Consider the following 22177-nt stretch of genomic DNA (forward strand, 5'->3'; position numbering starts at 1 on the left):
GCGGGTTCCCCGCCCGAACGAGGGCGCGGGTTGTGAGAGTGCAGCCTGTGTGGTGTGACTACTGTGCATCATCTCGTTATTTTTCCTTTTTCTCGCCACGCGTTCTTAGAAGCGGTGGAAATCACCGTGGGGTACCACGTAGCCCCAGCGCCGCGCGAAATCCTGCCGCCATTTTGTTGCCACGTACATCCACGCCGGCCCGTCCACCGTGGTGACGAGGTCACGCGTGTAATTCATATAGGCAGGGTTCTTACCCGGAACATAACCTTCCCAATCATCCATTTGCGCCACTTTGGCGTCATAATTCCACGGCCCATACTGCAGGAGGTCACCGCGTAGCCCGCGCGGGCCGGGAAGAGCCCAGGGCCACGGGTTCCACCGCGGGCCGGTGATCCACAGTTCATAATCCGGCACGGAGCTTTCTTTGATACCGGAATAATCATTAACAACGTAGGCAGCTTCTTCCCCCTGGCGTAGCGTTCCATAGACCAGAATGGGGTAACCGCCGGAATTGGGACCAAGGTTGGGCGGGCGTTGGCTATTGGGAGCCTGCGGTACGTAATCGCGGCGTACCGCCAGAGTATCCACCCCGTCCCGATCCCAATCGCCCACCAGAACGGTATCCCCGTGCCGCCCGTACGAGAATTCCGTGGAAGCATCCCCACCGGAAACAGTGGAATTATTGACGTAGTACATATTGCCGCGGCGCACCGCGAAACTATCGATACCATCGCCATCCCAGTCACCGACCAGAACGGTATCCCCGTGGCGCCCGAAGGAGAAAACCGTGAAATTCTCATCATCGTCGAGCACATTGCTGACGTAGAACATATTGCCGCGCCGAATAGCGAGGGTATCGGTGCCGTCGCCATTCCAATCCCCCGCGATCACTTCATCATCGGGCTGACCGAAGGTAAAAGTATGTTCCCCGCCTCCGGTGGTGAGCTCATTGCGCACGAAATACGTATTACCGCGACGAATAAGAACCGTATCGCCCACGACCGCATCCCAATTGCCGATAAGGAATTGATCGGTGGGCAGCCCGAATTTAAAGTGGATATCCGCGTCCCCGGACACGAAGCTGTTTTTCATATAGAAATCGGAGCCGCGGTTCACGCCGAGGGTGTCTCGGCCATCGCCATTCCAATCCCCGGAAAACACCACATCCGTATGCCTCCCGTACGACATCTCCACATCGGCCGGACCCGAGGTGAGAGAGTTTTTGAAGAAATAGTAGTTCCCGGCACCCTCGTCCAGAGCGGGCGCACCCTGCGCTGCCGGCATGAGCCCCAGCAAGGTAGCAATCAGTGACAGCACTGCGGTGACACCAATGAACCCGGTGGCGCGGGTACGCGTGCGCGAATACCTCTCCAAAAGAACCTCCTCGGGTTGTTCGCGCCCCGGAGTGGTGCAGGATCCAGGCCGCGGTGCGTGGACGGATAGCTCCAGCTTAAACCCTTCGCGCGTCACAATAGTAGTGCTTGCCGGTGTCGCACCCCCGTTGAAAATGTGGGCACGGCGCGATGAGCTGACTCTTCACCCCGCAGTTCCGGGTAGAATTAGCCAGGAACTGACCCACGAAAGGAATAATATGCGTGTCCTGGTTACCGGCGGTGCCGGATTTATTGGCGCGAATTTCGTTCACCAAACTGTCGAGGATTATCCTGATGCCGAAGTTGTCGTCCTGGATAAACTCACGTACGCGGGTAATCCCAAGTCCATTGAGGGCCTGGACCGCGTCACCCTGGTCCAGGGCGATATTGCGGATATGGATACCGTTGATCCCCTGGTCAAAGACTGCGATCTGGTGGTGAATTTCGCGGCGGAATCCCATAACGATAACTCGCTCGTTGATCCCTCCCCCTTCATCCGCTCCAACCTGGTGGGTACCTACACAATTCTGGAAGCGGTACGGCGCCACGGGGTACGCCTCCACCATATTTCCACCGACGAAGTATACGGGGACCTGGAGATTGACGAACCGCGCCGCTTCCAGGATGGCGATCCCTATATCGCGTCCTCCCCGTATTCGGCTTCCAAGGCCGGCTCGGACCTGCTGGTACGCGCCTGGGTGCGTTCTTTCGGGGTGGAAGCCACCATCTCCAATTGCTCGAATAATTACGGCCCCTATCAGCACGTGGAGAAGTTCATTCCGCGTACCGTTACCAACCTTCTGGATGGCATCCGCCCGCGGATCTACGGCACCGGTCTCCAGGTGCGCGATTGGATTCACGTACGCGATCACAACGTGGCGGTATGGGAGATCATCAATAAGGGCCGGATCGGGGAAACCTACCTCATCGGCGCGGATGGCGAAAAGAATAACCTTGAGGTCGTCAAGATGATTCTCCAGGAGTTCGGCCGCGAACCCGATGACTTCGATCATGTGAATGACCGCCCGGGCCACGATCAGCGCTACGCCATTGATAATTCCAAGCTGGTGGAGGAAACCGGCTGGCAGCCCAAGTTCAAGGACTTCGCGGCGGGTCTGCATGACACCGTGGAATGGTACAAGGCCAATGAAGAGTGGTGGCGCCCGCAGAAGGAAGCCGTGGAGGCCAAGTACGCCAAGACCGGCCACTAAAGCGCCGCGTTTCGGTCCATCGGGCACTGCCCTGGCGTACCCGCAACGCATCGCCCTTATCGCTGCCCCGCTCGCACTTCTCCGGCAGGCACCTTGAGTGCCACCGGGATCGCGAGCGGGGTAGCGCTGTTCGTGGAAGCCTGTCCTCGGTCTTCTTCTCCGTGTCCCACCGGCCCGCCGCGCAGCGGGCCGGCTATACTGAACGCAACCCAAGAGCTAGGAGCATCATGCAGATTGCTGTGATCGGGCTGGGCTACGTGGGCTTGGCCAACGCCGTCCTTCTTGCCCAACACCACGATGTTGTCGGATCGGATGTTAATCCCGCGAAAGTGGATGCGATTAACGCGTGCACCTCCCCGATCCAGGATGCGAAAATCGAAGAGTTCCTCGCCACCAAGCCTCTTTCGCTGCGTGCTACCACCTCGAATATTGAGGCCCTCGCGGGTGCTGACTACGCCGTCATTGCCACGCCCACCGATTACGATACGGAGACCAATGCCTTCGATACGGCCTCTGTTGAAAGTGCAATTGCGCAGGTAGCTGAGGCGAATCCCGGTGCCGTCGTCGTCATTAAATCCACGATCCCCATCGGTTTTACCGCGCGGATGCAAGAAACGTTCCCGCAGCTGCGCATCGTCTTTTCCCCGGAGTTTTTGCGCGAGGGCAAGGCACTGCAAGATAATCTCAACCCTTCACGCATTGTTGTTTCGGGCGACGACGCCGCAGCCGCCCACTTCGCCCAGTTGCTGAGTGAGGGTGCTGAAGCCCGCGACGTCCCGATTATCCAGGTGGGAACCCGGGAAGCCGAAGCGATTAAGCTCTTCTCCAATACCTATCTGGCTATGCGTGTCGCTTATTTCAACGAGCTGGACTCTTTCGCGATGGCGCGCTCCCTCAACGCCGCGGAGATTATTCGCGGGGTGGGCCTCGATCCCCGCATCGGGGATCATTACAATAATCCTTCTTTCGGCTACGGTGGCTACTGCCTGCCCAAGGACACCAAAGAATTACGCGCGGATTTCGAAGGCGTGCCCGAAAATCTCATGTCCGCGATTGTGGAATCCAATGAAACCCGGATTGGATTCCTGGCTAACCGCCTAGCCGGGGCTGGCTACGCCACGGTGGGGATCTACAAGGTAGCCATGAAATCGGGCTCGGATAATCACCGGGCTTCGGCCGCCCTCAGCCTCGCGGCGCAGTTACACGCGCGAGGTGTGGAGGTGCTCGTTTACGATCCGGCGTTGAAGCCGGGCGCCCTCGGGGATATCTCGGTGCTGGACTCCTGGGAGGAATTCCAGGATCGCGCGGATGTGATTATCACGAACCGTCTGGATGGCACCATGCCGGAAACGTCCACGCCGGTGCTCACCCGCGATATTTTTGGGCGGGACTAGCGCGCACGGGCATCATGGCGCGCACGGTATCTACGTAATATACGTACGGGCCGGGGATATTTGCTTCACACCGAAGCTTCCCCGGCCCGTATCTTGAATAGGGCATGACGCTCTCGCTTTAGCGCGAGCGCACCACCCCGAGCGTCTGGCCACCCTGGCCATCCCAATCACCGAAGATGACCATATCGCTGTGGCGCCCGTACGTCACATCTTCTACTACTTCCGGGCCGCTAAGCGGACCGCGCACCACGTACACATTCCCGCGGCGCACCACGAGGGTGGAACGCTGGGGTTCAATTTTCGCGGCGAGCACCTCGTCACCCGGGTTTCCATATGCCATTTCTGCGGAAACCGCGCTGGTGGCCAGGTTATCGGTGAAGATAAAGACGTTTCCACGCCGCACCGCCAGGGTATCCACGCCGTCCCCATTCCAGTCACCTACCAGCCAGGTATCCCCCGGGTTACCGAAGCAATAAACCGCATCGGCCGGACCGGACGTAAGGGAATTACGCACGAGGAGCAGGTTCCCACGCCGCACCGCGAAGGTATCCACACCGTCGCCATCCCAGTCGCCTACGAACACTTCGTCACCGGCGCGCCCGAAGCTGAAGACCCGGGTGGCAACCCCGGAGGTGAGGTTATCGCGCACGTGGAAAATATTGGAGCGGCGAATCGCTAGGGTATCCCGCCCATCGCCGTTCCAATCACCGGTGAGGATTTCATCCCCGCGCAGCCCGTAATCCATCACAATATCGGCGGTGCGCCCCCAGCCGTTAGCGAGGAAGAAACGCGGCGGGAAAGGCGCCACGGTGGAGGACGGGCGCGGATTGCTCGGCGCGGGAGCTGGCGGAGCGGGCGGGCGCGGTGCCGGTGGTTGGGTGGGGCGCGGCGCGGGTTGCGGCGTCGTACCACCACCGGAACGCAATTGCGTATAGATACGGTACGCGTTCTCGCGAATGGAGCCGATGGAATCGTAGATCGTGCCCGGGCACGAAGTATTGCCCACATCGCGATGCCCCACGATACGCGGCATCGCCTCGCCGGAACGGTAGCGCGCCGAATTATTGCGCTGCGGAATGGTCAGCGAGGTGGTGCCACGCGGATCCAGGCCCGCTAGCGCGAATTTCCAGCCGGCCACATCCGCGAGGGTGTTAAGAATGGTTTGGGAGGGGCGGTGATCCGCGGTGAAGGTGCCAAGCACGGACACGCCCATGGTGCCAGTATTGCGCCCGGCGGCATGCGCGCCGATGGCCATGGTTCCGTCCTGGGATTGCAGGGTGCCGTAGCGCCCTTCCCATTTCCCGCCGTACTTATCGACAATCACGTTGTAGCCAATATCGCCCCAATCGCGGGTGACAGCGTGGAAAGCGTAAATTCCGCGGATAACCCGCGGTACCCCGGCCTGAGTGTAATTATTCGAGCCGGCGGTGTGATGGATGACCATACCCTGGAAGGTGGCATATTCGACCGGCCATGTCATGAGGGAACGGTCCGCGCCCCAATCGGCCCGGGTATGGATCCCGCGGGTACCGATGCGGTTGGTCCAATCGCGGGCGGTGGGCAGCAGGCCGCTCGCAACCACGCTGCCCTGCTCGAGGGTGCCCCCGCCGCGCGCGGCGGAAAGTGAGGCGCCCAGGGCTGGAATTTCTTCTTCGCCCTCTTCGGGATTGACCACCGGATCGGTCTCGGTGCCGCGTTCAGGTAGAATCGGCGCGGTTTCGGCCTCCTCCACCTCCACGGTGTCACCCTCAGCGGTATAGGCAATATCGATGCGCAGGCCGGCCGGCAGCGGGCCCTCGCCCTGGGTGATACGCACCTGAATCCCGGTGGACTCCCCTGAAACGTTGTATTCCGTTCCGGGCCGTTCGCGCTCGGTTTGGGATTCCTCACCCACTTCGTACCAGTCTGACCACTGTTCTCCGTCCAGGGTGCGCATTTCGATGGAGGCACCCTCGGGGAGGCTCTCCCCGCGGTTCCAGGTCAGCCCCGCTACCGCGAAGGGTTCGTCCACCCGCACCGGGCTGGTGAAGACGGCGTAGTTATCGGCCAGTTCACCACCGGTTACGGTGTTTCCCGCCTCCGTGCCCGCCGTGGCTCCCTTTTCTGCGTCCGCGTTTTCTGCATCTCTATTTTCTGCGCGCAGCACGTTGGTGCGTACCGCATGCGATACGACGCCGCCCGCGCGCGCGGCACTCGCTTCCGGGGTAGCTTCGGCTTCCTCGGTGGGTTGCGCCGCTTCGCGCGGCTCGGCTTCCTTGCCAGAACCGAGTGCGCTCTCCACGGTTTCCTCCAGCTGCGCGGTGGCGGTAGTGGTCAAGGCTCCCGCTTCCGTGGTGAGCGGAATAACAATACTACCCTGTGCATCATCGTTCTCAGCGAAAGCGTAGCCCACAATCGGGACGGCAAGGCCCGCACTCGCGAGCGCCAGCACGGTTCCTAGAACAAGACCGCGACGTTTGGTCATTTTTCCCTCCGGTTCACGCTGTCCGCCACGATGGGGACTCATACGGGCAGCTTCCAGACTTACCTTACGGCAAAAGTCCCAACTTTCACACCCTTAACTCCGATTTACTTTAACCTCATAAAAATACATCGGTGTAATTCACTTGAGGCCACCGGGCACGGTGCGGAGCCGCCTCGCGGACACTCGTAGCTCCGGCTTGATTTTAATACGTTTTAGTTAGTGAGAGCGACGACGCGCCGCGCGCGCTGCCCGCACGTGCAGCTGCGCCCGCAGCGCGAGCCCACCCCGGATTGCCCAGCGCAGCGGCGCCTGCCAGGGGCGCGCGTAGACGCTATCAATATAGTGCGCTGCGCTGCGGTGATGTTCGCGCAGCATGGCGGCCGGCTGGTCTTTCCAGGAGGCCCCCTGGGAGTGGATAACTTCCGCTTCGGGCAGGAAAATCGATTGCCAGCTCGCCCGGGCCAGGGCCTCCCCCAGGGCCACATCCTCGAAGAACATGAAATAGGAATCATCGAAACCACCCACGGCTTCGAAGGCCTCCCGCCGCAGCAGCAGGCAGGCGCCGGAAAGCCAGTCCACCGGGTGAGCCCGGGTGACGTCCGCATTGGAGCGGTAGGAACGGGAGAAGGGATTATTCGGCCACATATTCCCGAGTAGCGCGTGCCCCACCCCGGAAACGATCCGCGGAAATTGACGGGCCGAGGGGTAAATCTCCCCTTCGGGAGTACGGATAAGCGGGCCGAGCGCGCCGGCCCGCGGGAAGCTTTCCGCCCCGCGCACCAGCGCATCGAGGGAGCCGGGGGTGAAGACCACATCGGGATTGGCCACCGCCAGCCATTCGCCGGTGAAACCCTGGGCTCCGCGGTTGGCGGCCCGCCCGTAACCGATATTTTCCCCGGTGCGCACCACCCGGGCCCCGTGGGCGCGGGCCACCCGATCCACTTCGGCGTGCTCCGAACCGTTATCCACAATGACGCATTCGTAGGCCTCATGCAGGGCCGCCGGGAGGGAGGCGAGAAAAGCTTCCAGTTCCGCCCCGGGATTGAAAGCCACGGTGATGACACGAATGCGCATGGTCCTAGCCTAGCCGAGCCACGCGCCTCCCGCCCGCGCCACCGTGCTTAACACCGCAGTGCGGCGCTTCTTCCAGCGGGCGACGCACCCGAACCCCTATGATGAGGTAGTGGCAAAAAACTCACGCGCCGCGGCGCATCTGATCGGGGGCCGCCGCACCTCTTCGTGGTGGCGGGTCGTGCTGCTTGTGCTGCTCGCGCTCCTCCTGACTTTCGGGACGGCACTGTGGTCCGCGTGGGCGCGCTACCAGGGGAATATCACCCGGGCCGATATTGATGATCTGGTTCCCTCCGCCGCCGCGGCGGAGCCGGTGGATCCTTCCGCGGGCCGCCCGCTCAATATCCTCATTCTTGGTTCGGATGTACGCAGCGGGGATTCCGATATTGATAACGCCGGAGAGTCTGGCGAAGTCGGGGGGATGCGCGCGGATACCACCATGATCATGCATATCAGCGCGGATCGCAGCCGCGTGGATATTGTGTCCGTGCCCCGCGACACCCTCGTGGATATTCCTTCCTGCACGATCCGCACTTCTTCCGGTGGTTCGGAAACGGTTACCACCCGCCCCGCTCCCGAAACCATGTTCAACTCCGCTTTCGCCATTGGCGGCCAGTACGGGGACGTGGCCAGCGCGGCGGCCTGCACCATGACCACTCTCCACAAGATGACCGGCATTACTTTCAACGGTTATATCGTGGTGGATTTTGCTTCCTTTATTTCCACCGTGGATGCCCTGGGCGGGGTTCCCATGTACTTCGCGGATGATCTGTACGACGAGCGCGCCGGCCTCGATATTACTTCCGGCTGCCGCCTCCTCAACGGCACGCAGGCCCTGGCCCTGGCTCGGGCCCGCTACAGCGTGGGAGACGGCTCGGATATTTCCCGTATCGGCCGCCAGCACGAATTGGTGAGCGCGGTGGCAGCCGAGGCCCTGCGCTCCAATCTCCTCACCGATTTCGGCCGCCTCATGCGCCTGCTCGACGCCGCGACCCAGTCCCTGCAAACCTCCCAGGAGATCGGCTCCATCAGCAATATTGTGGGCCTGGCAAATTCGCTGCGCTCCCTCGATCCGGCCAATATCCGCTTCTGGACCATGCCTTTCGCCTGGGCTGGTAACCGCGTGGTCGCCACCGATTCCGCCGATTACGTGTGGGAGGCACTACGCCGCGACGTTCCAGTACGTGCGGAGAAGAATGCCGACGGCGTTTTCGTTGGCTTGCCACCGGAAGGCAGCCCGGATGCTCTTCCCAGTACCGCCGCTAGCGGCATACCCAGCACCGGCAGTGACGCTGAGGGAGCTTCGAGCGCCGCGGAATCCACCACCACTGGTGATACCGAAGCCGCCACCTCATCCGAAAGCACACCCGCAGCACCGGAGCCGGATAGCGACACGCCGGCCTCTCAGGCTCCCACAACCGCCCGAACCGCCGAATCAGCGCCCGTATGCACCCGAGAGAATGCGATTCCCTGAGTATGAACCGTTTCCATGGGGCTACCCCACCACCGTCGTTCCCACCCAAGCGCAGGCTTCCGCGCCCCTCCTCGCAGGGCGCGCAGCCGGTGGGACGGGGCCGCGCTACGCCACCCGAAGCGCGCGAACAATTCGCTGATATTCCCGGCTCTACCCGCGCCGCCGGGGCTCCGCGCCGGCCCGCACCCGTGCAGCCCCCGAGCTTTGCTCCGCAACGCCAGGTGGCATCCGCTCCTCCGGCAAAATCCTTCGAGCAGGCACCTTCCTACCCGCCCGCAGCGTCCTACCCGGCCGTCCGCCCCGCCGCGCAGGCCGCGCCGGCTGCCCCCTACCCGCATAGCGGGGCTGATCGTCATCCGGTACCGGATATGCCCGGGATGGGTGCACCTGCCGGGCGCACCCGGCGCCGCCATCCGTGGCGCTGGGTTGCTGGCGTCGTCGTTCTTCTTCTTATTCTTGCGGTGGCCTGGCCCACCTATCTGTTCTTTTACGGCAATTCCAAGCTGACCCGAATGGATGCGCTGAGCGGGGCCGCGGCAACAAGCGGCACCACGTACCTGATTGTGGGTTCGGATGTGCGCGAAGCGGACGGGATTGATGACCCGACCGAGGGTGAGCGCGCGGATACCATTATGTTGCTCCACGTTCCCGAATCCGGGGCACCCGCGCTGGTCTCCCTCCCGCGTGATTCCTACGTGAATGTTCCAGGGGAGGGCGAACAGAAGCTCAATTCTTCCTTCGCTTTGGGCGGGCCGCGGCTCCTGGTAGAAACGATGGAGGAACTTTCCGGGATGACCGTGGATCACTATATCCAGATTTCCATGGCCGGGGTGCAGCAGATTGTGGACGCGGCCGGCGGGGTGCGCCTGTGTTACGACGACGACGTAGACGACGCGGACTCGGGCATGGTCTGGGAAGCTGGCTGCCACGAAACGAATGGCGCTCAGGCCCTCGCTTTCGCGCGAATGCGCAAATCTGATCCGCTGGGTGATCTCGGGCGTACCAACCGGCAGCGCCAGGTGGTGTCGTCCCTGATCGGCAAGCTCAAGACCCCGGCAACGCTGGTGGATTTCCCGCTGCAGCGGCGCATGGTCGGCACCGCCGGCTCCATCCTCACGGTAGATCGCGATACGTCGCTGTACAACGTGGGACGGGCCGGGCTGGCGCTCGGGAGCGTGCTGGGCGAAGGAGGTCTGGCCGGAGTTCCCCCCATCGCCGATCTTGATTACCGTGCCAATGGGCAGTCTAATGTGCTCCTCGATCCGCAGCGTACCCCGGAATTCTTCCGGAAAATGCGCGAGGGGAACCTGACTCCGGCTGATATGCTTCCCAGTTTCTAAAGCGTGATAGTCTCAGCGCGATGACTGCCCCAGTACCAGAACCAACACCAGAACCTCGTTCCTCCAGCCGCGCCCGGGTGGAGAAATTGCTGCGCCGTTTACTCAAAGGGCAGAGCTTCCGGCAGTGGCTCGTGGAATTCCTGCAGTTCTGCACGGTGGGGCTGGGTGCCTATATCGTCAATGTGGGTATTTTTAATCTGCTGGCTCACACCGGACTGGTGCGGCTGCCGGGGGACCAATCCATGACGGCGAAAGTCATATCCGTCACGCTGTCCGTGATTTTCTCCTGGGTGGCTAACCGCTTGTGGACGTTCCGCAGCCAACGCTCCGCGGAGAAAATGCGAGAGTTTCTGCAATTCGTGGCGGTGAATCTGTGTGGCATGGCGATTGAGCTGGGCTGCTTGTGGTTCTCCCGCTACGTGCTGGATATGCGTTCCCAGCTGGCCGATAATATTTCTTCCAATGTGGTGGGGTTGATTTTGGGCACCGCCTGCCGCTACGTGCTCTACCGCTACGTGGTGTTCCGGGTGCGCGAATAGCGCCGTTATCCGGCGGCCGAGGAGCCCGGTGGCGTTTTCCTCCGCAGCACGCCTTTGTTAGAAGCGCCGTCTGCGGGCACCCACCGAAATTTCGCCACCCGCGGGGAAAACCTTCGCCGGGTCAAGAGCAGCCGGGAGCGCGGCAAGGACCACCGAAAAAACAGGAGGCCGCGCCTGGGATAATTCCAGCCGCCCGCCATTGCGTTCGGCTAGTTGGCGGGCGAGCGGCAGGCCGAATCCGGTGGACCCGCCCAGGGAAAATCCCTGGGTGAAAATAGCTTCCACGAATTCGGGAGCGACTCCCTCTCCCTCGTCACTAATATCGATAATGACGCCCCGGCCGGCTGGGCGCGAGGTAACCGCCGTCGTCCCTGCCCCGTATTTCAGCGAGTTTTCCACGCACGTGGCAATGATTTGGGAGAGCGCCCCGGGATCAGAGAGCACCGGGCCGTGCTCGCCCACCGTGAAGACCACTTTCCGGCCTGCCGCCGCGAAAGCCCGCTCCCACTCCACACCCTGCTGGGCAAAAATGGGTTGCAACGCCACCGCCTCCGTGGCACTTTCCTGAGCACGCGAGGCGTGAAGCAGATCGGTCACCACCCCGGTCAGGCGTTCCACCTGTTCCAGGCAACGCGTAGCTTCTTCTTTAACGTCCGGATCCTTGCTGAGGTACTGGATTTCCTCCAGACGCATGGATAGCGAGGTGAGCGGAGTGCGTAGCTGGTGGGAGGCATCGGCCGCGAATTGTCGTTCAGCGGAAAGCCTGCCGGCCATACGATCCGCGGCGCGCGCGATCTCCTCAAAAACCAGGTCAATTTCTTCAATTCCCGAGGGCGCCATTTGCGGGCGGGTGGTTCCCGCTCCCAGCTGTTCGGCAGCGGCAGCCAGGTAGATAAGCGGCGCGGAAATGCGGCGCGAGACCCGCATGGCGATCCCCACCGCCACCAAAATAGCTACGATAATCGCCAGGATTTCCGCCCCTAAGAAGAGCACCATATCCCGCCGGGCCCGCCCCTCATCAAGGGCATTGCGCGGGATCGTCACCCCGCCCATCACCAGCGCGGGAATCCCGACCAGTAAAATAGCCGCCAGCGCGGTGCGGATCGTCATCCGCAAAGAACGTGCGCGCATCGGTTCTTCTTAGTGAGTCTCGAAACGGAAGCCCAGTCCCCGCACCGTGGAGATATAGCGAGGACTGTCAACGTCGTCGCCCAATTTACGGCGCAACCACGAAATATGCATATCAAGTTTCTTCGAGGAGGAACCGTTTTCATCCCCCCACACTTCACTGAGCAGCAGCTCACGTGACACGGCATCCCCCGCCCTGCGAATCAGCGCGGTAAGCAAATCAAATTCTTTAGCGGTGAGTGGCAGCTCCACTCCCTCGCGTAGCGCCCGGCGCGCCCCGGTATCCACCGAAATATCTTGGGCATTGAGATGGTCATTGCCCTGCTCGGTACGCCGCAGCAACGCCCGCACCCGAGCCAGCAGCTCCGCGAGCCGGAAAGGCTTCGTGACGTAATCATCCGCCCCGCTATCCAAGCCCACCACCATATCCACTTCTTCGGTGCGTGCGGTAAGAATGAGAATGGGGAAAGTATAGCCCTCCCCGCGAGCCTGCCGCGCTACCTCGAGGCCATCCATATCCGGCAGACCGAGGTCCAGGACCATAATATCGACCCCGTTGGTGAGCTGGTCCAGCGCATCCCGCCCGGTAGCAACCAGGTTCACGGTGTACCCTTCCCGCCCGAGCGCGCGGGCCAGCGGTCCGGAAATAGCGGCATCATCCTCAACAAGAAGCAAAGTAGTCACACTGAAAGTCTAAGCTATTTTCTTTTTTCACTCAGGGCCTGTGCCCCGGGGCGTGAAACGGGCGTAAGCCAGCCTGGGAGCGGCTTTCTCGATACACGCGAAAGCACCCGTTCTTAATGCGCACGGAGGCGGCGCAGCTCCAGCACCTCGGTGGCACCTAGTCCCTGGAGGGTAGGGGTTCCCACTGAGATCGTGGTGAAGCGATTCTCCCCTACCGCTTTGAGCGCGGTCGCCACCGGACGCGAGGTAAGAACCGTACCCGGGGAGGCCACATCTGCCAGCCGGGAGGCCATATTCACCGACGGCCCGAAAACATCACCGAAACGCCCCAGTACCGGCCCCCAGGTGAGGGAGGCCCGCACCGCCGGAATCTCCGGGGTATCGCGCAGGGCTTGGGTCACATCGCACACAATATCCGCACCCGTAACGATATCGTCCGCAATAAAGAGGAAAGCATCGCCCATGGATTTAACCACGCGCCCACCCCCACCGGTAATGACGGCCCGGCAGGTGTAATCAAAACGCTCAATAAATTCCATGAACTGACGCGAGGTCATCCGCTCGGTCCGGTTCGTGAAGGACACAATATCGATAAAACCCACCGCGCGCGGAATCTGCGGGATGGCGTCATCCTCATTAATATGGGCGATTTCCGCCTCGGTATGGCGCAGCAGCGCGGCGGCCTGCCGCGACCAGGTATACGCTGCGGTACGCCGCAAGAATTCTTCAATATCCGCGAAATGATCAAGCACCCAGCGCCGCGCATCCACCGGCCCGAGCCCACCCGTAGTTTCGGCCAGTTCAAGCAAGGTTTCCACATGCCATTGCAGCATGCGATCCACATTGTGGGCACTGGCGCGCAGCAGCGATGTAAGGGCCGATTCCGTCAGCGGGGATTCCCCGAGCGATTCCGCCATCGCCCGCATCGCGGTAATATCCCCGTCCGTAAAAACGCGTTCATTATCTTCATCCACGATGGTGGGGAAACCGAGCGCCAGCCAAAAACGCCGCACGCCTTCCGTGTCCATATTGGTAAGCTCCGCGGCCTGGCGCAAGGTATAGCGCGGTAGCCCGCCCTCGAGGTGTTCCATATAGGCGGAGAACGTGGTGGCTTCCGTATCCGCCGTGGCCTGCGGCTGACGCGGGGGTGCGTAGTGGTACGACGCCGGTACCGCTGGCGCGGCAGATTCTGGCGCCTGAGCGCTGCCCGGCCGCGGGCCATCAGGCGCGGGGCTGCAGGCCCGCGAGCGCTGCGAGGTGCGGGCCGCTGTTTCCCGGCTAGGCACGAAATTACGATCTACCGGGGCTTCCATACGTGCGGCATGCCCGGGGCGGGGCACTCCGGATTCCGGGCCAAGAGGCAAATCCGCAGCGGTGTTACGCCGCAACTGGGCCATATCATCCGCGCTGAGCTCCGCGCTTTCAGCGGGCTGGACGCCACCCCCGAGGAGGTAAGCGATGAGGTCCGGGCTCATGGCCGGGCCGATACCGGAATGTTTGCGCGCACCACCATCGCCTACTCCGCGCAATTTTTCGGGATAGGGTGAGGGGCGCGGCGCGCTAGCGAATTGCTCAGCCACACTAGCCCCTTCCCTTAGCTGTTCACCACCGGCGCGGCGCCGCCTCAGGTGAGGAGAACAGGGAGCGCCAACCGCCGGCCATAAATAAAGTGCCTTCCATCACAGTATACTAGTCATCCTTGACACTCACGTCCATGTTTTCATCCAGGGATTTTGCTGGGAGTGGAGTGCGCGGTAGCCGCGGGCTATTCTGGAGCAGTGGAGAGTAAACGAGAACACACAGATATTGATGCCCTCGCGGACCGCTATTTCCAGCGCGTCCTGGATAGCTCACCCGAAACGGTGACGTTCACCGGCCTGCCCGGTGCCCCAGAAACCAAGCTTGATGATTACTCCCCCGCCGGGATTGCCGCGCATATGGATAACGTGCGGGAAACCTTGGCCGCCCTGGATCACCTTGAAGAGCAGGACGTCACGGATCGGGTGACCGCCGCAGGCCTGCGCGATCGCCTCGGCCTGGAAATTGAGCTGTATGAGGCGGGTGAAGAAGTCGGCAAGCTCAATGTTATTGAATCCCCGCTCCAGGGGATTCGCGATGTTTTTGACGTGATGCCCCAGGACAGTACTTCCGATTGGGAAACCATCGCGGCGCGCCTGAACGATGTGCCGCGGGCCCTGGCCGGCTATCGGGAATCCCTGGCGCAGCGGGCCGCGTCCGGCCCTGTTTTCGCGGCCCGGCAGGTGGAGCGCTGCCTGGAGCAGGCCCTCGGTGCCGCCTCCGATTCGGGGAGCTTCGCGGGGCTAGCCCAGCGCGGGGCGGCCACAGCCCCGGGACTTGCCGACGCTTTGGAGAAAGGTGCTGCCCGGGCCCGCGCGGCCTACGGAGAACTGGCCGAAACCCTGCGGGGTCTCCTCCCGGGGGCTACCGAAAATGATGCGGTGGGCCGGGATCGTTACGCGCTGCATTCGCGCGAATTCCTGGGCGCCGTCGTCGATCTGGATGAAACATACGAGTGGGGTATCCACGAACTGGAGCGAATCGACGCGGAACAGCAAGCCATTGCGCGCGAGCTGTACGGGGAGGGCGTGAGCGTCAACGAGGCCCTCACCCGCCTCGATCAGGAAGAACGCTACACCCTGCACGGCGTGGAGGAATTGCGCTCCTGGATGCAGCACACCGCCGATGATGCCATGGCCGCTGCCACGCACTACTTCGATATTCCCGAGGCGATGCGCACCATCGAATGCATGATCGCGCCCTCGAATTCGGGCGGTATCTACTACACCGGCCCGTCCGATGATTTTTCCCGGCCGGGCCGCATGTGGTGGTCCGTGCCGGAAGGCGTCACGGAATTCCACACCTGGCAGGAAAAGACCACGGTCTACCACGAAGGCGTACCGGGTCACCACCTCCAGCTGGGCTTGGCCGTCTACCTCAAGGATCAGCTCAATGCGTGGCGCCGTCAGGCCTATTGGGTCTCCGGGCACGGGGAAGGCTGGGCGCTCTACGCCGAAGCCCTCATGGCCGAGCTCGGTTTCCACGAGGATCCGGGTGACCGCATGGGCGTGCTTGATTCCGAGCGGCTGCGCGCGGCCCGCATCGTGGTGGATATGGGCGTGCATCTGGGTAAGGATGCCGGGAAGGTGGCCGGCGGGCAGTTCGGCACCGGCGTCTGGGATCACGACGCCGCCTGGCGTTTCCTGCGCGCGAATGTGGCTATGGAACAGTCCTTCCTTTCCTACGAGCTGGACCGCTACCTCGGCTGGCCCGGGCAGGCCAGCGCCTACAAGGTGGGGGCGCGGATCTGGAAGGAGCTGCGTGAAGAAGCCCGGTCCCGCGCGGGTGCCGGCTTTGACCTCAAAGCGTGGCATATGAAGGCTCTGCGCCTGGGCGGGGTGGGCCTGGACGTGCTGCGCAGCGAGCTTTCGCGCTAGGCCGGTCCTTCCTATGCCGATGACTCATAACGGGGGCGGCGCGGCGCACACGCCCGCGGCTGGGCGCACGCCCGCGGGGCACACCTCCGCCGGGCACACACCTGCAACGCATATGCCCGCGCTGCCCTCCCTGACCCTGGCTCTTGCCAGCCAGTCTCCGGCCCGCCTGGCCACCTTGCGGGCCGCGGGCGTGGAGCCGCTGGTGCAGGTATCGCACGTGGATGAAGATGCGCTGCTCGCGCGAGTGCACGGGGGTCCTTCCCAGGGGGTGCTCGCGTTGGCCGCGGCCAAAGCCCGCGATGTGGCCGCTACCCCCGGACCGGCTCAGGGCGCCGATTTTGTGGTGGGCTGCGATTCCATGTTCGAATTCGAGGGTGAGGTCTACGGGAAACCGCATTCCCCGGAGGTCGCCCGCGAACGCCTGGCCCGCATGTCCGGGCATTCCGGAATTCTCCACACCGGGCACTGCCTGGTCCATGTTCCTTCCGGGCGTTCCCTGGCCGGGATTTCCCGCGCGAAGGTGACTTTCGCGCACCTGAGCGCGGCGGAGATCGAGGCGTATATCGCCACCGGGGAGCCCCTGGAAGTGGCCGGTTCTTTTACCGCGGACGGCCTGGGTGGCCCCTTTATTGACCGCCTCGAGGGTGATTACCACGGGGTGGTGGGGATTTCCCTGCCGCTGCTGCGTTCCCTGGTGGAGCACCTGGGCCTGTCCTTCACCCAGTTCTGGGCGAAACCTGCCCGCCCTGCCCTCGGGGTGCTTCCGGAAGCCGCGCAGCGTTTCTTGGCCGATAGCCACCACGGCACGGTTCATCACGGCGCGGACGGTTTCCTGCTGTGCGGTTGCGGCAAACGCCATTGGGGTATGAACGGGGCGGCCGGAATCGCGGCTTTCCGGCGCCACGCCGGCCGTATCCAGATCCTGCTCCAGCATCGCTCCCCCTGGAGCCACGGCGGTGCCACCTGGGCTTTCCCGGGTGGGGCGCGCGAATGGGACGAGGAACCCTGGGAGGGTGCACTGCGCGAATTTACGGAGGAAACCGCGCTGGCCCCCACGGATCTACGCCGCGGCGGGGAGCTCACCACCGCGCACGTGGATTGGTCCTATACCAGCTTCGTGGCACGCTGCCGCGATGGGCTCGAGGCGGTGGCCGACGGGGAGTCCATGGAGTTGCGCTGGGTGAACGTGGAGGATGTTACCTCCTACCCGCTGCTTCCTTCCTTCGCGGCCACCTGGCCGCAGGTGCGCGAGCTGGCGCGCACCACCCTTGATTGGAGCGACGGCGCTTCCAATTAGATGGGGGCACCTAGAGCGGAACGACGGCGCGCGCTAGGACTCATCATTGACGTTCGCCGGCAGGCCGGCCACATAGGGGTGGTCGGTGCCGGTGGGCCCCAGGCTTTGCGCCCCGCCCGGGGATCCCAATTCAGAGAAGAATTCCGCATTGACGGCGGTGAACACTGACCATTCTTCGGGAACATCATCCTCGTAATAGATGGCTTCCACCGGGCAGGCCGGTTCACAGGCCCCGCAATCCACACATTCGTCCGGGTGAATGTAGAGGGTACGGTCCCCTTCGTAAATGCAATCCACCGGGCATTCGTCCACGCACGCCCGATCTTTCGTATCGACGCACGGCAAAGTAATGACATAAGCCACCGGTGTCACCTCCTCCTCTACCGTAATCCGAGCTCACGCCCAGCACCAAATCTAGTGACCGGGCGCAGGAGCTGGAGCTGGTGCGGGAGCGCCTTCGGGCTGCGGAGCGGGTGCGGGCGGGGTGGCCGGCTCCGGCTTCGGGCAGGTGCGGCCATGATCGGGCTGGTAGGTCCAGTCATAGGACGAATCCTCAACGACCTTATCTCCCAATTTCACGGTGCGAGACACGGTCACGGTAAATCCGGGATCTCCCAAGCCCTGGGGCTCGCAATCCGGCCCCTTGCCTTCCGTCATAACAGGCTGGCGGTAATTGCGCGGTTCCGAGGTCCAGGTTTCGACATCGTAATACTTCGTGGACCAGAGCTTCGTGACCACGTAGCCACCCTCCAGGTAGGTGTCGATGACCGCACCGTAGGGGGTGGTGTTCTTCCACTTCACGTCAATGGAGCCAGACCACAGGGTGGATTCACGGCCCATGGGATAGCGGGAAAAATGCTTGGTGTGGGGGCGGTGCTCCACATCTTCGTAGCCGGCCAGGTAGCCGATATTAAAAACATTCGTCGCCAGCTGGGAGAGCCCCCCACCCAGGGCCTCATTATTGAAACCGTTCATGACCACCCCGGAAGAAACAAAGCCTTCCGAGTACTCAATAGGACCGAGCGCCGCTTCCAGGGAGAACGTCTCATTCGGTTTGACCAGGGTATCGGTGACTTTCCGGGTTCCCACCCGCAAATTGGTGGTACGCACCGAATCGCTGGTAAGCGGGGTGGAAATTTCGGAAACCACTTCCTTGACCCCGAGCTTTTCCGCGTCCGCGGTGCTGAAAGCGGCCGGAATTGGTGCCGGGCTCAGTTCCACGAGACGCTCAGCGGCAGCGGTACGCAGCGCGGCAACCTGAGCGCCGGTGGCGAGCGCAGCGTCGTCAATACCCACGCCGTCCTGGGAGGGGATAATCGTGGGCGTGGTGTGGTCCACGATCTCAATACGAGCATCCACCCCCGGTTTGAGCAGATCCGGGGCGGCGGCCCGCACCGCATCGCCCAGCACCTTACCGTCCAGCTTGAGCTGGAGCGCCGCGCCTTCGGGCACGAAAGATGCCGCCTGCGCCAGAGTTTGCGGACTGAGGTTCACGACCCGGTCCCCCACCTTCGCGGTGAGGTCGCCGGACACCAGCGGGCCGGCCAGTTCCGTGCGTGCCTTTTCGGCGGCTTCGGTGCTAATGGCGGGTTCGGAAGGCACCGCTTCCAGTTCGATACGTTCCTGGCCGCGCAACGGCTGTTCAATCAGAGCTGCGCGGGTGGCCTCCGCATCGACGGCGCGCCCGGCTTGCGCCGGGCTGAGCTGCGCCGTCGTACCTTCCATCACGAGGGTGGCGTTACGCGCTTCCGCGCCGGTGGCGTTACGAATCGTATCCACCTGGGCGGATAGTGCGGCGTCGTCTACGGTGACCTTCGGGGCGACCTCGCCCTTGCCGGTGAGGCGATGGAAAATCTCCACGGGGTTGAGGGTGAAACCGGTCAGGCTCTCCACCGTGGCCGCCGCGTCCACGCCCAGGGAGTAATCGCCCGGGTTCACGCTCACACTGGCGCCCTCCACAACCACCTCAACCGGGCGAGCCACCCGCGCGGCAACCTCACCACCGAGGTGTTCGGTAGCGGTGGCGGTATTCATCCCGCCGATCTCAATGCCGGCCACCGTGGTGCCCCGCGCCACGCGGTCGGCGCTGTACCAGGCATAACCCACGTAGGCGAGAAGAAGGATCGCGATAACCGCGGAAACAATCCAGGGCCAACGCAGCTTGCGGGTAGCTTCCACCTGCCGGAATTCGCCGGTATCGAAGCTTAGCGGCGTGTGCTCAGGTCGCATGCATCCTCCTGTGGTTGATCCTGGTCAGTTTCCGGGTGTGGGCCCGGGGGCGCGGAATGCCGGCGGCGCGCCAGGGCGCCGAGAAGCGGGAATGCCCCGGCGAGCGGAGCGAGAACAAGCCAGAGATTCGCGGCCACCCCGTGGAAAGCCACGATGTCCCCGTAGCCGGGAGCGGCAAAAGCCCAGAAGGTGAGGGCCACTTCACCCAGCCAGAATCCAGCCCAGCACCATGATCCTAGCCAATCGCGAGCAAAAGATGCACCACTGGCAACGAGCAGCGTGGCGAGGAGCGGGCCGACCCACACAATATCGGTGGCCAGACCGGGAATCCCCGCCATCCCCGCGTGGGTAACCGCGGCCAGTGCCCCGGCGAAAGCCCCGAGCAGCAGGCCGGTGGCGAGCTTTGCGACCCTCCGCAGCGCGACCCTCGGCACGACCGGACGCCCGCTTGTGCGCGGGGTGCGGTTCCTCCTCATCTCACTCCTTGTCTGGGCGGGCGCTACTTCTTTGCGCGCTTCTTCCGCCCGGCGATCTTGCCGCGTTCCACCGCGCTCAGCACAACTTTGCGCACCCGCACGGATTCCGGGGTCACTTCCAGGCATTCGTCATCAGCAGCGAATTCCATAGCTTCTTCTAGGGTAAGGCGTCGCGGCGCTTGCAGGGTCTCAAACACGTCGGCGGTGGCCGAGCGCATATTTGTCATTTCCTTGGCGCGCACCACATTGACGTCCATGTCCTCATCGCGCGGGTTTTCACCCACGACCTGGCCCTCGTATACTTCCTGGCCCGGGGTGACGAAGAAGGTTCCGCGATCTTCCAGGCGCTGGAGAGCGTAGGCGGTGACCTGCCCGGCCCGGTCGGAGACCAGGGAGCCGGTGGCCCGCGAGGAAATCTCCCCCATCCAGGGGGCGTAGCCTTCCGAAATCGAGGCGGCAATACCGGTACCGCGAGTTTGAGTGAGGAACGCGGAGCGGAATCCAATCATGCCGCGTGCCGGCACCACAAATTCCATGCGCACCCAACCGGTACCGTGATTCGCCATCGTCTCCATAAGACCCTTGCGGGCAGCCATAAGCTGGGTGACCGCGCCGAGGTATTCTTCCGGAACATCAATGGTGGTGCGCTGCATCGGCTCGCATACCGCCCCGTCAATGGTGCGGGTAACCACCTGGGGCTTACCCACCGTCAGCTCGAAACCTTCACGGCGCATCTGCTCCACCAGAATCGCCAGAGCCAATTCCCCGCGATCCTGCACTTCCCAGGCATCGGGACGCCCGGTGGGAAGAACCCGGATAGACACATTGCCCACGAGCTCCTGATCGAGGCGGTCCTTGACCTGCCGCGCGGTGAGCTTATGGCCCTTGCCTTCGGTACCGGCCAGCGGCGAGGTATTAATCCCGATGGTCATGGAAATGGCCGGGTCATCCACGTGGATAGGCGGTAGCGGGCGCGGATCCTCCGGATCCACCAGGGAATCACCAATGGTAATTTCGGGAATACCAGCGATGGCCACAATATCGCCAGCCCGGGCAGAGGTGGCCGGCTTACGTTCCAGACCTTCGGTAAGAAGCAGTTCGGAGATATGGGCCGACGACGTCGTACCATCAGCGCGTACCCACGCAACCGTCGCGCCCTTCTTAATAGTGCCCGAATAAATCCGCAGCAGGGCGATACGCCCGAGGAAAGGCGAGGCATCCAGGTTGGTAACCTGGGCGGCCAGCGGCGCATCCGCCTCAAAATGCGGGGCGGAAATATAGTTGACGATTGCCTCGAATAGCGGCTCCAGATCGCTGCTCTCAGGTAGCTGGCCATCCGCGGGACGGGTGAGGCTGGCGCGCCCGGCCTTCGCCGAGGCGTAAATAACCGGGGTTTCCAGCAGGGAATCAAGCATATCCGGGTCGGGATGATCCAGGTCGGAGGCGAGGGAAAGGAGGAGATCCTGGGTTTCGGATTCCACCTCGGCTATGCGCGCATCCGGGCGATCCACCTTATTAATAACAATAATGACAGGCAGCGAGGCCTCGAGGGCTTTACGCAGCACGAAACGAGTTTGCGGAAGCGGGCCTTCGGAAGCATCGACAAGCAAAATAACACCGTCCACCATGGACAGTCCGCGTTCAACTTCCCCGCCGAAATCGGCGTGGCCGGGGGTATCGATCACATTAATAGTGATGCCTTCAGGCGCACCGGCTGTGGCCGCGGCCGGCCCGCGGTAATGGATCGCGGTGTTCTTCGCGAGGATGGTAATACCTTTTTCGCGTTCCAGTTCTCCCGAATCCATAACGCGCTCCCCGGTTTTTTCCACGGTGGCGCGCTCTCCGAAAGCCCCGGCCTGCCACATGAGCGCGTCCACGAGCGTAGTTTTCCCGTGATCAACGTGCGCCACAATGGCAACGTTGCGAAGATCGTTGCGACTATCCATAACCTACTTCCCTGCCGGCCCGCGCCGGCGTTGTGATATGAGGGATGCGCGAGCGCAAACCCCTGGCAATGTTACTCGCCTGGCCCGCACCGTATG

Annotated in this window: 17 protein-coding genes; 7 read left to right on the forward strand and 10 right to left on the reverse strand. The window is 62.7% G+C overall.

What is annotated here, in order from left to right:
- Positions 1-105 precede the first annotated feature (105 nt).
- Positions 106-1374, reverse strand: a complete 1269-nt coding sequence (locus AC5RK6_RS05585; protein ID WP_320757769.1) for a gamma-glutamylcyclotransferase family protein — start codon at positions 1372-1374, stop codon at positions 106-108.
- Between the two features lie 217 nt (positions 1375-1591).
- On the opposite strand from AC5RK6_RS05585, the gene rfbB reads away from it, so the two are divergent.
- Positions 1592-2584: a dTDP-glucose 4,6-dehydratase gene (gene rfbB / locus AC5RK6_RS05590; RefSeq protein WP_016443166.1), complete on the forward strand. Its 993-nt coding sequence runs from the start codon at positions 1592-1594 to the stop codon at positions 2582-2584.
- A gap of 227 nt (positions 2585-2811) precedes the next feature.
- Entirely contained in the window at positions 2812-3978 is a 1167-nt protein-coding gene (locus AC5RK6_RS05595) for a nucleotide sugar dehydrogenase (protein WP_320757768.1), read from the forward strand.
- 118 nt (positions 3979-4096) lie between these two features.
- Here the strand turns inward: AC5RK6_RS05595 and AC5RK6_RS05600 are convergent, their stop codons facing one another.
- Positions 4097-6442: an N-acetylmuramoyl-L-alanine amidase gene (locus AC5RK6_RS05600; RefSeq protein WP_435730791.1), complete on the reverse strand. Its 2346-nt coding sequence runs from the start codon at positions 6440-6442 to the stop codon at positions 4097-4099.
- A gap of 216 nt (positions 6443-6658) precedes the next feature.
- Positions 6659-7516 (reverse strand): glycosyltransferase family 2 protein, encoded by an 858-nt coding sequence (locus AC5RK6_RS05605; RefSeq protein WP_284891024.1) that lies wholly within the window; start codon positions 7514-7516, stop codon positions 6659-6661.
- 109 nt (positions 7517-7625) lie between these two features.
- Between AC5RK6_RS05605 and AC5RK6_RS05610 the strand changes: the two genes are divergently transcribed.
- Genes AC5RK6_RS05610 through AC5RK6_RS05620 form a run of 3 tightly spaced genes read left to right on the forward strand, consistent with a single transcriptional unit; the run spans position 7626 to position 10866 of the window.
- The gene (locus AC5RK6_RS05610; RefSeq protein WP_284891025.1) at positions 7626-8987 is read left to right on the forward strand and encodes an LCP family protein; all 1362 of its coding nucleotides are present in this window, start codon (positions 7626-7628) and stop codon (positions 8985-8987) included.
- A 2-nt stretch (positions 8988-8989) separates the two neighbouring features.
- A complete protein-coding gene (locus AC5RK6_RS05615) occupies positions 8990-10327 on the forward strand; it encodes an LCP family protein (protein WP_435730790.1) in 1338 nt (445 codons plus the stop codon).
- A gap of 20 nt (positions 10328-10347) precedes the next feature.
- Complete coding sequence (locus AC5RK6_RS05620) at positions 10348-10866, forward strand: GtrA family protein (RefSeq protein WP_016443172.1); 519 nt, start codon at positions 10348-10350, stop codon at positions 10864-10866.
- 57 nt (positions 10867-10923) lie between these two features.
- Here AC5RK6_RS05620 and AC5RK6_RS05625 read toward each other — a convergent pair whose 3' ends face one another.
- From AC5RK6_RS05625 to AC5RK6_RS05635, 3 genes are all read right to left on the reverse strand, one after another.
- The gene (locus tag AC5RK6_RS05625; RefSeq protein WP_016443173.1) at positions 10924-11997 is read right to left on the reverse strand and encodes a sensor histidine kinase; all 1074 of its coding nucleotides are present in this window, start codon (positions 11995-11997) and stop codon (positions 10924-10926) included.
- A gap of 9 nt (positions 11998-12006) precedes the next feature.
- Complete coding sequence (locus AC5RK6_RS05630; protein ID WP_284891027.1) at positions 12007-12678, reverse strand: response regulator transcription factor; 672 nt, start codon at positions 12676-12678, stop codon at positions 12007-12009.
- A gap of 113 nt (positions 12679-12791) precedes the next feature.
- Entirely contained in the window at positions 12792-14258 is a 1467-nt protein-coding gene (locus AC5RK6_RS05635; protein WP_320757766.1) for an adenylate/guanylate cyclase domain-containing protein, read from the reverse strand.
- 198 nt (positions 14259-14456) lie between these two features.
- On the opposite strand from AC5RK6_RS05635, the gene AC5RK6_RS05640 reads away from it, so the two are divergent.
- Positions 14457-16133, forward strand: coding sequence for a DUF885 domain-containing protein (locus tag AC5RK6_RS05640; protein WP_435730789.1), 1677 nt, complete (start codon positions 14457-14459; stop codon positions 16131-16133).
- 19 nt (positions 16134-16152) lie between these two features.
- Positions 16153-17430: a Maf family nucleotide pyrophosphatase gene (locus AC5RK6_RS05645; protein WP_435730788.1), complete on the forward strand. Its 1278-nt coding sequence runs from the start codon at positions 16153-16155 to the stop codon at positions 17428-17430.
- Positions 17431-17463: 33 nt separating this feature from the next.
- On the opposite strand, the gene fdxA is transcribed toward AC5RK6_RS05645, so the two are convergent.
- The 4 genes from fdxA to typA are packed head-to-tail and all read right to left on the reverse strand — an operon-like array spanning position 17464 to position 22081.
- Complete coding sequence (gene fdxA, locus AC5RK6_RS05650) at positions 17464-17793, reverse strand: ferredoxin (protein ID WP_016443178.1); 330 nt, start codon at positions 17791-17793, stop codon at positions 17464-17466.
- A 51-nt stretch (positions 17794-17844) separates the two neighbouring features.
- Positions 17845-19659: a VanW family protein gene (locus AC5RK6_RS05655; RefSeq protein WP_320757285.1), complete on the reverse strand. Its 1815-nt coding sequence runs from the start codon at positions 19657-19659 to the stop codon at positions 17845-17847.
- Positions 19635-20135, reverse strand: coding sequence for a hypothetical protein (locus AC5RK6_RS05660; protein WP_320757284.1), 501 nt, complete (start codon positions 20133-20135; stop codon positions 19635-19637). The genes AC5RK6_RS05655 and AC5RK6_RS05660 overlap by 25 nt, the downstream gene beginning before the upstream one ends.
- A 23-nt stretch (positions 20136-20158) precedes the next feature.
- Positions 20159-22081: a translational GTPase TypA gene (gene typA / locus AC5RK6_RS05665; RefSeq protein ID WP_320757283.1), complete on the reverse strand. Its 1923-nt coding sequence runs from the start codon at positions 22079-22081 to the stop codon at positions 20159-20161.
- Positions 22082-22177: the final 96 nt, after the last annotated feature.

The organism is Actinotignum sp. usb-actsch-213, from assembly GCF_059085665.1.